Origin of the sequence: Treponema sp. OMZ 788 (assembly GCF_024181245.1) — a bacterium.
Classification (GTDB): Bacteria; Spirochaetota; Spirochaetia; order Treponematales; family Treponemataceae; genus Treponema_B.
On record NZ_CP051199.1, the window covers coordinates 1,989,367 to 2,001,702 of the forward strand.

9 protein-coding genes and 2 pseudogenes are annotated in these 12,336 nt (G+C 44.4%); 2 read left to right on the forward strand and 9 right to left on the reverse strand.

Annotation, left to right across the window (positions count from 1 at the left end):
- Window positions 1–59: 59 nt before the first annotated feature.
- Both E4O00_RS09815 and rsmG read left to right on the forward strand, forming a co-directional pair.
- Complete coding sequence (locus E4O00_RS09815; protein ID WP_253677193.1) at window positions 60–1,433, forward strand: aldehyde dehydrogenase; 1,374 nt, start codon at window positions 60–62, stop codon at window positions 1,431–1,433.
- 18 nt (window positions 1,434–1,451) lie between these two features.
- A pseudogene (gene rsmG, locus E4O00_RS09820) lies at window positions 1,452–2,166 on the forward strand (16S rRNA (guanine(527)-N(7))-methyltransferase RsmG).
- A 40-nt stretch (window positions 2,167–2,206) separates the two neighbouring features.
- Here the strand turns inward: rsmG and E4O00_RS09825 are convergent.
- From E4O00_RS09825 to E4O00_RS09865, 9 genes and pseudogenes are all read right to left on the reverse strand, one after another.
- Window positions 2,207–2,884, reverse strand: coding sequence for a metallophosphoesterase family protein (locus E4O00_RS09825; protein ID WP_253677195.1), 678 nt, complete (start codon window positions 2,882–2,884; stop codon window positions 2,207–2,209).
- A 378-nt stretch (window positions 2,885–3,262) separates the two neighbouring features.
- Window positions 3,263–4,447: a formylglycine-generating enzyme family protein gene (locus tag E4O00_RS09830; RefSeq protein WP_253677196.1), complete on the reverse strand. Its 1,185-nt coding sequence runs from the start codon at window positions 4,445–4,447 to the stop codon at window positions 3,263–3,265.
- A 43-nt stretch (window positions 4,448–4,490) separates the two neighbouring features.
- Window positions 4,491–5,652 (reverse strand): annotated as a pseudogene (locus E4O00_RS09835) (formylglycine-generating enzyme family protein).
- A gap of 208 nt (window positions 5,653–5,860) precedes the next feature.
- Window positions 5,861–6,928: a formylglycine-generating enzyme family protein gene (locus tag E4O00_RS09840; RefSeq protein WP_253677197.1), complete on the reverse strand. Its 1,068-nt coding sequence runs from the start codon at window positions 6,926–6,928 to the stop codon at window positions 5,861–5,863.
- Window positions 6,929–7,009: 81 nt separating this feature from the next.
- Window positions 7,010–7,720 carry a DUF4469 domain-containing protein gene (locus E4O00_RS09845; protein WP_371922730.1) on the reverse strand — a complete coding sequence of 237 codons (711 nt, stop codon included), beginning with the start codon at window positions 7,718–7,720 and terminating at the stop codon, window positions 7,010–7,012.
- Between the two features lie 256 nt (window positions 7,721–7,976).
- On the reverse strand, window positions 7,977–9,677 hold the full coding sequence (locus tag E4O00_RS09850; protein ID WP_253677199.1) for a leucine-rich repeat domain-containing protein: 1,701 nt from the start codon (window positions 9,675–9,677) through the stop codon (window positions 7,977–7,979).
- Between the two features lie 373 nt (window positions 9,678–10,050).
- A complete protein-coding gene (locus E4O00_RS09855) occupies window positions 10,051–10,917 on the reverse strand; it encodes an Rpn family recombination-promoting nuclease/putative transposase (protein WP_253677200.1) in 867 nt (288 codons plus the stop codon).
- A 577-nt stretch (window positions 10,918–11,494) separates the two neighbouring features.
- Entirely contained in the window at window positions 11,495–11,755 is a 261-nt protein-coding gene (locus tag E4O00_RS09860; protein WP_253677201.1) for a Txe/YoeB family addiction module toxin, read from the reverse strand.
- Window positions 11,752–12,012: a type II toxin-antitoxin system RelB/DinJ family antitoxin gene (locus tag E4O00_RS09865; protein WP_044901942.1), complete on the reverse strand. Its 261-nt coding sequence runs from the start codon at window positions 12,010–12,012 to the stop codon at window positions 11,752–11,754. The genes E4O00_RS09860 and E4O00_RS09865 overlap by 4 nt, the downstream gene beginning before the upstream one ends.
- Between the last annotated feature and the right edge of the window lie 324 nt (window positions 12,013–12,336).

Consider the following 12,336-nt stretch of genomic DNA (forward strand, 5'->3'; position numbering starts at 1 on the left):
CCTTGAATTTTATTTAAGTTCTATGTATAATTCTAAACAAAAGGAGTTAGAGCGTATACATGAATAACGAAATAGAAACAATCGTAAAAAATTGCAGAAACTTTTTTGAGACAAATCAAACAAAAAGCTATGAGTTTAGACTTTCCCAATTATTAAAGCTGCAAGAAGTCTTGGACAAAAATAAAAAAGAACTTTTAAATGCCCTTTATTCCGATTTACATAAAACTACGATGGAAGGCTTCTTTTCTGAATTTGCCATCGTGCGGGGAGAACTTAAATTTGCAATCAAACACTTAAAAAAATGGATGAAGCCTAAACGGGTTCCGACTTCGATTGCGCATTTTAAAAGCTCAAGCAGGATAATGTATGAGCCCTTCGGCACCGTCCTCATCATGTCGCCTTGGAACTATCCGTTAAACTTAACCCTAGCACCATTGGTAGGTGCCGTTGCTGCAGGAAACTGTGCCGTTGTAAAACCTTCAAACTATTCGCCTGCAACCTCTGATGTAATAAAAAAAATTATTTCCGAAAATTTTCCGCCGGAGTACATATCGGTAATTACAGGAGGACGGGAAGAAAACTCAAAGCTCTTGGAGCAGCGTTTTGACTACATCTTTTTTACAGGCGGAACAACAGTCGGTAAGCTCGTCATGGAAGCGGCCTCCAAATATGTAACACCCATAACCTTGGAGCTCGGCGGAAAGTCTCCCTGCGTGGTCGAAAAATCGGCAAACCTAAAGGTTGCAGCCCGCCGCATAGCCTTCGGAAAATATCTTAACGCCGGGCAAACCTGCGTAGCTCCCGATTATCTTTTAATTCAAGATGAGGTAAAAGAAAAATTTATCGAAGAGTTAAAAGCGGCCTTAAAAGAATTCTTTCCCACGGAAACCTATTTGGATATGCACCTTCCCCACATCGTAAACGAAAAACATTTTGACCGCCTTATGGGCTTGATTGAGGGAGAAAAAATAATAATCGGCGGCACGGGAGAAAAAAAGAGAAAATTTATTGAGCCCACGGTTTTGGATAATATCACCTTCGATTCCAAAATAATGCAGGAAGAAATTTTCGGTCCCATCCTTCCCGTGATAAGTTTTAAGACAATGGATGAAGCGATTAAACTGATTAAGTCCCGCGAAAAGCCCTTGGCCTCTTATCTTTTTACAACCGATTTAAATATCGAAAAAAAATTCCTCAATGAGGTTTCCTTCGGAGGCGGCTGCATAAACGATACTATCGTCCACCTCGCAAGCGATCATCTTCCCTTCGGAGGAGTCGGCTTTAGCGGCATGGGAAAATATCACGGCGATGAAAGTTTTAAGATTTTCAGCAATGCAAAAAGCATCTTAAAAAAATCCAACCTCATCGACATTAAGCTCCGCTACCATCCATATTCGGAAAAAAAATTAAACATAATCGACAGGATGATGTAGAGCCGGAGGTTTTAAGATATGGAAGATAAACTTTTATTAAACGGCTTAAAAGAATTAAACTTAAAAGACTCAAACCTGCCGAACTTAGGCGAAGCCTCTCTTAACGAATTACATGAACTTTTAATCCTTTACATGAGGGAGCTTAAAATGTTTAATGCCTCATTTAATTTGGTAAAGGTCAAGGATGACAAGGAATTGATTGTCTCCCATATTTTGGATTCCCTATCGGCTTGGCGTTTTTTTTATGATGAAATTATGCACGATGGTCAAGCCCCGGTTTTGCAAAAAGAATTTTACATAGCCGATGCAGGAACGGGAGCCGGCTTTCCAGGCATTCCGCTTGCAATTCTTTTTAAAACATTGAGGCTTCAATGCGTAAATTTCAATTTAATTGAAAGGATGCAAAAGCGCTGCACCTTTTTAGAAAACGTCAAAGCTGTTCTCCAATTAAAGAATACCGAGATTATCGAAAGCGAAGCCGAAAAAGCTCCGCAGGCCAAATTCGATATTGTAACATGCAGGGCCTTCCGCACCTTGGATAAGCACATTCTAAATACCCTGCTTTCTCTTGCAAGGCCTAAGGGTAAATTGTTTTTATACAAGGCCACGGAAGAAAAAATCAATGAAGAAACGGAACTTATCAAAAAAGAAAATCTAAACTATAAAATAGAAGATCTCCATGTTCCTTTTTTTGAACAGGGAGCGCCGTCTCCTCATAATAGAAAAAGCTTAAGTTTAAGTTTAAGGCTTTTCATTAATCTAAAATTCTTTAATTAATCCAAGCTTTTTAATTCTACCGAGACCTCAAAGCCTTTTCCTTTCTTTGTAATTTCGGCAAGAGCATAACGGCCTTCCATCAAGGCACCGGGATTTACTAAAACGGTTTCTCCGATTTTATCGGCTGCAAAGGACTCGTGAATATGGCCCGACACAACCAAAAGAGGTTTATGCTTTTCGATTAAAGCCGTAATCCCCTTTGAACCCACATGCACCATGGGAGCCACCTTATCCACTTTTGCCCCATGCGGAGGATTATGACAAACCAAAACCAAATTATCGGCCTCAGAAATCTTTGCCTTTTCAAAGGCATCGGTTAAATCTTTTACAAGCTCTTCATCGGTTCTTTCGTAAGGAGTCATTCCTGTAAATTTACTTCCGCCCCCGGAACCTGCAAAGATAAGCCCTTCAAAATTTTTTACCTCGCCCGTAATCGAAACACCGGCATCTTTTAATTTTTTTTCAAACTCAGGTTCATCGCAATTCCCCAACACGGCAAAAATATTTTTATGAATCTTTAAAAGCTTATTTAAAAAAGGAGCCCCCGTTTCAATCTTTTTAAAAGCAGCAAAGTCCCCTCCAAAAATAAGGGCATCAACCCCATCGGCAACAGGTTTTATTTTTTTTAGTTTTTCAAGATCCCCATGTCCATCCGAAATAATCAATAATTTCATAAGTATAAACCCTCCTAAATTTGTTTGCGATGTTTTTTATAAGTCTTTAAGACTTATGAAAAACTCGACGGTCTAGCCTAAAAATCGAATTAGATTTTTAGGCTAGACCAATTATACATTATTTTGGGGAAATGGTATATGGGAGAGATAAGTAGGGTTTAGGATGCTATCCAGCTGACGCGGCACCTTATAAGGTCCATACCGTTTTTAGCCAAAAAATTTTCGAGCCGCTAAAGCGGCTGACACAGTACAGGTCACTCTTCTTTTCAAAAATTTACTGCACCGCATCTACGCATTTGTGCTTTGGCAGGTGCGCCGTTACGGGCGGCTTACGCTGCGCCCTCCACTGCTTACCCGCCTACGCACAAATGTGTGAACTCAAGGGCACCAAGCCAGGCGGAAGCCAAGATTGTTGTACCTGAAGTCAGGACTGCTGCCAGGACTGCTGCCGTCCCGCCCGCCTACAGTGCAGTAGTTCGCGTAGTCGAACCAACCGCCGCCACGAAGGACGCGGTCAGTACCCGACGCGGCACCTTGAGGGTCGATAACCTCTCCTGCTCCTATGCTGCCATACCAGTCAAAACACCATTCCATAACATTTCCCGACATATCATATAAGCCAAGAGCATTCGGATCTTTACTTTTTACCGCAGCCGTCTTAGTTGTAGCAGGGGTTTTATCGTACCAATCGGTTCCGTTCCACCATTTACCATACACGGCAACTCTTGTAAGTTCATCTCGTAAAGTTTCCCAAGTTTCTCCTGCGGGTAAAGCAAAACCTGAAAAGCCTATGGGCTTTTTCGCTCCGCTTGCACTGTTCAATTTGGTCAGCCATACATCGCCGTATTGTGCCGCATTTTCAGTATTGCTTCCCTGCCAACGGGCCGCATATTCCCACTCAGCTTCAGTCGGAAGTCTAAAGCCTTTTTTACTCATATCGGCATAGGCGGCATCACAATCAGCTGTTGCCGTCGCATCTTTTAATACAACCGTATGATTGTCCTTTTTGCGGTAGACGCATTCGCCTATTCCTTTTTCTTTTTCCGTATACGCATTACACCACACAATACAGTCCCGCCAACTTACTTCAGTTACAGGTTGCTCTTCGTCATTTCCGGTTCCATTACTGCCTTTTTGCCCTGCATTGGCAAACTTGTATCCGTTTTCAGCTTTTACCGCCCAATCGTAAACATCTTTCCACAGTTTATAGGTTACCTCTGTATTGCCCAGCTTGTAGGGGCTTAATTTTACCTTACGGCCGTCAATAAATACGCCTTTCCACCAATCTTCACTTCCGTGTAAGGCGTAGTCAGGGGCAACGCCTGCAATACCGTTTGCAGGCGGGATTATTTTTATAAAGCCGTCGCCTGTATCTTCAAAAGAACCTACATCGGGCGGGGCAGGCGGTGTGGCACTGCCCGAACCGCTTCCGCCTGCATTGTTCGGGCAGCCTGTAAAGACCAGTGCCAATATTGCGGCTATGATGAGTGCCGCGGCTCTTTTCAGTGCACAGAGCCTGCCGCTTGAAGCGGCTGAGCTCTTGTTCAAATTTAATTTTATCATATATTTTCTCCTAAAAAATGATATACTGTTTATATGCGTGAACTCAAGGCCGGCAAGCCAAGCGGAAGCCAAGATTGTCGCCCCGGCTGACAGTACCGTAGTCGCCCCGTAAACCGACGACGCAGTCCTTCGCGACATTGCTCCAGCTGCCGCCGCGATGAATACGGCCAGGACCCAACGCCGCACCTTGAGGATCGGTAACGTCACCGGATGTTATATTACCATACCAGTCAAAACACCACTCCCACACATTTCCTGACATGTCATATAAGCCAAGAGCATTCGGAACTTTACTTTTTACCGCAGCCGTCTTAGTTGTAGCAGGGGTTTGATTTACCCAACGGGTTCCGTTCCACCATTCATCATACACGGCAACTCTTGTAAGTTCATCCCGTAAAGTTTCCCAAGTTTCTCCTGCGGGTAAAGCAAGTCCTGAAAAGCCTATGGGCTTTTTTCGCTCCGCTTGCACTGTTTAATTTGGTCAGCCATACATCGCCGTATTGCACCGCATTTGTTTTATCGCTTCCCTGCCAGCGGGCCGCATATTCCCACTCAGCTTCAGTCGGAAGTCTAAAGCCTTTTTTACTCATATCGGCATAGGCTTTATCGCAAATAAAGTCTTCCCCTTCTTTCGCTGTTGCGTTTTTTAATACAACATTATGATCATCGCTTTTACGGTATACACATTGCTCATCGGAGCCCAGCTTTATTTGAGTATACGCATTACACCACACTATGCAGTCCCGCCAGCTTATAGTCGTTACAGGCTCATCTTCACTTCCGGTTCCGGAACTGCCTTTTTGCCCCGCATTGGCAAATACATACCCATGTTCAGGTTTTACCGCCTCGTCGTAGACTTCTTTCCAAAGTTTGTATGTTACCTCCGTCTTGCCTAGCTTGTAGGGGCTTAATTTTACTTTGCGGCCGACAGGGAATACGCCTTTCCAATAATCTTCATTTCCGGGTAAGGTGTAGTCAGGGTCAACGCCTACAATGCCTTTTGCAGGAGGGGTTATTTTTATAAAGCCGTCGCCTGTGTCTTCAAAAGAACCTACATCGGGCGGCGCGGGCGGTGTTCCGCCTCCGCCGGAACTGCCTGAGCCCGAACCGCCCGCGCTATTAGGACAGCCGGTAAACAGCAGTGCCAGTGTTAAAGTTGCGGCTGTGATGAGCGCCGCGGCTCCTCTTTTGTGTAAGTGTGTCATATAAGACCTCCTTAATACAATACATTTTTAGGGGGAGAAAACCTGCCAGCGGCTACAGGCGGTATCTGTCCCGCAAAAGGGCTTCCGCGTTCGGGCGCACGCGCCCTCACTTGTGCAGATTCTTTTGCGGGTGCAGCTCCCGCTGTGCCGCTGACTGTTTATCACCCTATAAAATCCTTTATCAATCCCGTACACGGATGTCCGATTGTTAGGGACGCGAGACCAGCCGCAAGCCAACACTGTTGCCGCGTTTGTCGGGGCTGCCGCTGACCCGAAACGCACGAGCAGCGTAACCCGCAACAATGTCCCAGCCGCCGCCGCGAAGGACACGGTCATCACCGGACGCAGCACCCTCATAATCAGGCGGCAGCGGATAGGATAAGCTATCGCTCCAGTCCCAGCACCATTCCCATACGTTCCCGCTCATGTCGTATAACCCGTAGCCGTTCGCCGATTTCAGCTTTACTTGGTGTGTTTTGTTACCGCTGTTTGCATCATACCACGCATAGTTTACGAGCTGTGCTTCCTCATTCGTTCCTGCCCATTTGTCGTTTGTGCCGCCCTTGGCAGCCCATTCCCATTCCGCCTCCGTCGGTAAGCGGAAGCCGTTTTTACTCATGTCCAATACGGCGTTATTCCAATCACTGTCATCCGATGTCGGTATGGCACTAAAATTCAATGTATCGAAGTTTACACCGGTAACCGTGTAACACGGATCAAGATTGCACGCCTTACTCAACTTATTGCAAAATGCTATACACTGATACCAGTTTACATTCTCTACCGGCCGCTTCCCCTGCACTTCACTGCCTTCAGGGCTGCCGCTAAAATTACTCGGATTATTCCCCATCACTGCATGCCATAGCTCCTGCGTTACTTCGGTCTCTCCTATCCGGTAGGCAGTCAGGCTTACCGTGTGCGGTGCATTGTTGTCGGTGTTATCGGTGTGCCCTACGGTTCCGTTCGTTACGGCGGCGATGTCTTTCATCGTAAAGCTTACCCCGCCTACCGTGTAGGTTTTGTCGGCAGACGGTGCGGGCGGTGTTGTTCCGCCGCCCGAACCGCCCGCGCTGTTGGGACAGCCGGTAAACATAAGTACTGCAATAAGTGCGGCTGTGATGAGCGCCGCGGCTCTTTTCAGTGCACAGAGCCTGCCGCTTGAAGCGGCTGAGCTCTTGTTCAAATTTAATTTTATCATATATTTTCTCCTAAAAAATGATATGCTGTTTATAAAGGAAAAATCCATTAATTCTTCACCGTACAGTAAACCGGTCATTCCCCGCTCGGGGAAAGAGGGCTTCCCTGTACGGGGAATAGCCCGTTCCCTTAGCGGGGAAAATGCCTTTCCTAAAACTTCCTATGCCTTTGCCTTGCAAGGATAGCCGTATACTATTTCGCGTATTTGCAAAAGAGTTTTATTGCCGGTGCTGAATTTAGTCCGCACTATTACTTCTACCTTTCCTTCCGGTACTTCTTTAGGCACGCGGGCTATGATTTGGCTAGGGTTATTAACCGAAAGCCGGCGGTTAGTCTTGTATTCGGTGCCGTCTGCGGCTTTAAAAAATACACCTTGAGCCGGATCGGTTTCGTCTACCTTGATTTTGCTTCCCTCGATTATAATATCATCGCCGATTGTGAGAGAGCCGTCTTTTAAGCCTGTTGCAGTATCGGTTATTTCGGTAATGCGGGCAGTTTCTTCTTTTGCTCCGAGTACCTTTACGCCGATTGCATCAAGAGCGGTACGCAAGTCGGTTGTCGGCACAAGGTCTACGGTGCGTTTATGTACTTTTTCATCGTAAGAAGAATTTTCCGTCTCCCATACACCCGATACACGCGGGCTGATTTGTACAAGACCGTCCATAAAACTCAAACCTTCTTGGATAATGTCCTTTACAGCCTTATCCCTCATGTTGAGAATGTTGATAATTGTTTCCTTGCGGAATTCCGAGCGTTCTTTGGTAATTATTTCCGCAATGTCCTCATTTTTCTGCGTAGCAGCGTGTGCATGAACATCCGCTATGCAGTCTCTGTCGTTGTCCTTGGTCAAGGTGTTCGGTCTAAGATACACCTCCCAAACAAATTTCTTTTTAGTTGGCATAGATAACTCCTTAATTTTAGGGGCGTTGCCCCTAAGACCCTATTCTTTTTATTTGCAATAAATTGCAAGGTTGATATTGTTTTATGTAAGGGGGAGAGGGACACTTTGATCAAAGCAAAGTTTCCCTCTCTCCCCTTACAAACCCCCACCTTTCCGCAACGCTGCTCGGGGGCTTGCCCCCGAGACCCCCAACGGTTGCTGGGGGGTGTGGGCTGGGGGTGTAATCTTAAATGTCTTCAGGGCTTCCGCTTGCATTCATTTTCTGTAGCTTCCAGTTTTTCTTCTTTGCACCGTCAAAGGCGGTTTTCAGTTCGGCGGGCTGGGTGAAGTCTTTGTGATTGCCTTCGGTGAAGCCTGTCCCTTCAAAGTAAAGAATAGCCATTGCATTATCGCTTTCCTCACGAGCTGGCAATGCGTTTAATAACTCCGTCATTGCTTGGGCGTTAAACTGGTTGACGAAGCACCACAGATTTTTCAAAGCGGTTAAGCCTTGCACGTTGAGCTCAGTGAGCTGATTGCCAGGGAACCACAGCTCTTGCAAAGCGGTTAAACCTTGTACGTTAAGCTCAGTGAGCTTATTGTCTCCACAGGAAAGCTTTTGCAATGCGGTTAAACCTTGTACGTTAAGCTCAGTGAGCTTATTGCCTCCACAGGAAAGCTTTTGCAATGCGGTCAAGCCTTGCACGTTAAGCTCAGTTAGCTGATTACCTGAGCACCACAGCTTTTGCAATGCGGTTAAGCCCTGCACGTTAAGCTCGGTGAGCTGATTGTAGGAGCAGTAAAGCTCTTGCAAAGCAGTGCAACCTTGCACGTTTAGGCTGGTGAGCTTATTGTCAGAGCAGCTAAGCTCGGTGATGTTGCCTTTGAGAATGACGGTTGTGCCTGTTGCGTTCAGTGTTGTTTCCTTATTGCTTTTGAGTGTTGTCTCCTCGCAACCTTCCACCGTTATGGCAGAGTTGTCCGCCGTTACTGCCCTGACTTCGATGGTGAGCTTGTCGGGGCTCAAGATGAGCACAGCTCCACCTTCGACAGGTCTTAGCTCAAAGCTCAGGGTAACTGTTGCAGCTTGGCTTACTCCGAGCGTGAAATACGCCATGCCACCTATGTTCTCGCCGTCAAGCGTCCATTTTTTCACCCTATAGCCTTTCTCCTCTTTAGGTGTGAATTCTACCTCCTTGCCGTGTTCCACCATGTCGCCTGAGCTGATTTCTTTTCCGTCAACTTTTGCTTCAAGCGTGCCGCCTGTGCCTTCCACGCTAAAAGTGATGGCGTAGGTTTTTTTAATAAAGCTCACGCTTACCGTTGTGTCGGCTGTGATTTTAACCTTTGCCGTCTCGCTTCCGTCAGCTCCTGTGCCTGCTTGTAGTGCTTCGGCAGGCGTTACCTTCCACTTGTCAACTTTGTAGCCGTCGTCAGCTTTTGCTGTGAAAGTGATTACAGTGTCTTTAGGCATTAGTTTGTCGGCAGGGATTTCAGGCGAGGCTGTTACTTTGCCTCCTTCAGTCTTATTGAGCGTTACAGTGTACTTAGTTGGCGGTATTGCTTCAAAGCTCACTTTGACTGTTGCAGGCTTGCTCACCTTGAGTTTGTACTCCGTGTTTGTGCCAGCTTCGGTGATGGGCTTGCCGTCGAGTGTCCAGCTTTTCACCCTGTAGCCGTCGTTAGCTGTTGCCGTGAAGGTTACGGTTTTGCCTTCTTCCACGCTAATTGGGCTAGTGTTGGTTTCAGCTACGCCGTCAGCCTTTGCCTTGAGCGTGCCGTTCGATCCTTCCACGCTGAAGGTGATGGCGTGTTTAGGCGGTGCCGGCGGTTCCTCTGCCTTAGGTTTTACCTTTTGCGGGCAGGCTGTAAAGATAAGTGCGATGAGCAGCATAAAAGCGGCTCCCAAAAAGGCTTTTGTCTTAGTTTTTGAGTTGTTTGTTTTCATTTTGAAAACCTCCATAAAAAGTTGTTTGTTTTTCAATTTTAATCGAATTGTCCAATTACCCAATTAATAATTGTCCATCATAATAGTACAATTTTAGTATATTATCCATAAAAAAGAGCTTGTACGGGTAAAAAGAACCAAGGTTACCAAAAAAGAACTTTGGTTACCTGCTGAAAAATGGAAGATCCTGTCCTTGTGAGGGTTTAAGTGTTTTACTTCACTTTTACGATAACGGTTCAGGTTGAGAATTGTTTGTAACTGCTATGGATGGGTGAGCTTCTCTGTTATTAAGTGTACGGTATAGCATGGTTTTACTTTGCGGGCTTCGTGTTTTTTTTGAATCTACTCCGCCTATTTGCAAAAAGGCTGACTCTTATAGAGCTTTTATTTCTTCAACGGAAAGCCCTGATATTGTACAAATATCATTGATCGGATAATTCATACCTTTCATCAGCTTTGCCGTTTCAAGAGCTTTTTGGTATGAGCCATCGGAAAAGCCTTGTTGTATGCCAATTCTTAGGCTTTCTTCTCTCTGTACTGCAATATCCGTATCATAATCGTATTCGGCTACTAGCATATTGATTACCTCCCGTGATTTTCTCTGTAAATATTCTTTTAAGATTCCTTTTTCTATGCATATCTTTACCGCATTGGTAAAGCCGTTTTCAGGATCAAGTTGTGTTTGCCTTCTTACCTCTTCTACAAAGAGGCTGTATTCTTCAAGCGGTTTGCAAGCTGCTAAGACTTTGTTTGCCTTATCTGTGTTGATATTGAACACTTGTACCATCAATTCCAGCGGCACTTGTTCAGGTTTTGTGATAAAGGCATCAGATAACTTTAGAACTGTAGTTTCCGGGTAGTCTTCTGTGCCATTATAGAAAACGTAAAACTCGGGCGTGGGTATTTTTGACAGCTTTCTTAAATACCTGTCTGTCGGTGCTTGCAGTTTTTCATAAAGCCTTGCTATATATTCTAAAAAACGCAAAGGCATATTTTCGTTTATTGTTGATTGATGTTCTGCCAACACTATGATTTTACCGTCTACAAGGCAGGAAACATCATTGATTATGTTCATGTACATAACGTTTTCAAGTCTTATATTTTCAACCGGAGACGAAAGCGGAAGGTGTGTACCGTGCAAAGCGTTGTAAAGAGATAAGAAATTTTCTTTCGCTTTTTCATCCTCACTGAATAAATCTACGAACACCGAGTCTTTGTATTTTCTGTTTGAAGTACTCATAGCGGTTTCCTCACTTATTGTATTATACCACACTTACAACAATTTTGTAAGAGAGTATTTTTTATTTAACCGCACGCCAAACATTGAGCTTCGGCACAAGTTCGCAAAGGTGTTTTAAGAGAAGTTTTGTAAGACATTCTTTTATAATCCTTTGCGTTCTCTGCGCCCGTTGCGGTTTTATTAACAGGTGTAATATAAAAAAAGGCCAAAGACAGAAAGTCGGTATTTTACTGACGGGCTGTCTTTGGGCATGATTTGAGTAATTGGTCTTTACTGCGACGCTGTGAATTTTGCCCGATACGATGCTTTATGTCAAGCACTTTTGCAAAACTTTTTGTAATTTTTTTGTGAGAATGATTGTAACTGCCGGCGGGGCCTTTGTCTATCATTACTGTACATTATAGCATGTTTCCACACAACTATCAACCGTTTGAATGGTTCAAAACCAATTTAAAATAACCGATAACACAAGGGCCGAATGAACTGTCGGCTGTCCCCAAATGGGACAAGCCTTTTAATTCGGTAAACAAATTCATCTATAGATATTTTTTTGTATTTATATATAACCTCATTTCGATTAATCCTCGTAATGTCCATGGCAGGATAGAATTTCTAGAGTATTTTTGCTTACACGGTACACAAGCCTGTTCACTTCATCAATACGACGGCTCCAAAACCCGCTCAACTCGCCTTTTAGGGGTTCCGGTTTTCCTATACCGTCAAAGTTTCTACGTTCAATATCTTTAACCAGCATGTTGATACGCTTTATTGTTTTCTTATCTTGTGTTTGCCAATACACATAATCTTCCCAAGCTTCATCAAACCATATTTTTTTCATTCGCCCGCCTCGATAAGCTCATGTTCTACCCATTTTCCGGCGTTCAGAGCTTCAATTCCGCGGCGTAAGTGAGCCATGTTACTTTCACTGTAGAATGGATCTGTTGATATTTCAAACGGTATTTTTTGTTTCCTAACCGCCGCTTTTGCAAACACGCAAAATGCTGTTGTCATTGTCATTCCAATATCGGAACAAAAAGCTTCAAACTGGTTTTTTAAGTCCTCATCTATGCGGATATTTATGTTTGTCTGTGCCATAGTAGTAACTCCTTTTTGTATATTATAAATAAATATATTGGCAATGTCAACTTTTTCGATTCGACATGTCATTGCATTTCCTCTGTCAATGTAAAATTTTATATTGACATCAAATATACAAGCATATATAATTATAGATCAACCCAATTACAATACCAAATCATGAACCAATCAACAACCCCGACGCTTGCGTCGGGGTATGTTGTTCTCATAAGGAGGTTGCAGTCGGCTTTAATACCCTTCGTTACGACGCAAGCGTCGGGGTATTAAACCCTCCGCACGAATAAAAGTAGTCTATGTTAAGATGGTAAAAGAGATAATCGA

Excerpts from the sequence above, each read along its gene's own strand:
- E4O00_RS09815 (WP_253677193.1), top strand. The coding sequence starts at position 60 with ATGAATAACGAAATAGAAACAATCGTAAAAAATTGCAGAAACTTTTTT.
- E4O00_RS09825 (WP_253677195.1), bottom strand. The coding sequence starts at position 2,884 with ATGAAATTATTGATTATTTCGGATGGACATGGGGATCTTGAAAAACTA.
- E4O00_RS09830 (WP_253677196.1), bottom strand. The coding sequence starts at position 4,447 with ATGATAAAATTAAATTTGAACAAGAGCTCAGCCGCTTCAAGCGGCAGG.
- E4O00_RS09840 (WP_253677197.1), bottom strand. The coding sequence starts at position 6,928 with ATGACCGGTTTACTGTACGGTGAAGAATTAATGGATTTTTCCTTTATA.
- E4O00_RS09850 (WP_253677199.1), bottom strand. The coding sequence starts at position 9,677 with ATGAAAACAAACAACTCAAAAACTAAGACAAAAGCCTTTTTGGGAGCC.
- E4O00_RS09855 (WP_253677200.1), bottom strand. The coding sequence starts at position 10,917 with ATGAGTACTTCAAACAGAAAATACAAAGACTCGGTGTTCGTAGATTTA.
- E4O00_RS09860 (WP_253677201.1), bottom strand. The coding sequence starts at position 11,755 with ATGAAAAAAATATGGTTTGATGAAGCTTGGGAAGATTATGTGTATTGG.
- E4O00_RS09865 (WP_044901942.1), bottom strand. The coding sequence starts at position 12,012 with ATGGCACAGACAAACATAAATATCCGCATAGATGAGGACTTAAAAAAC.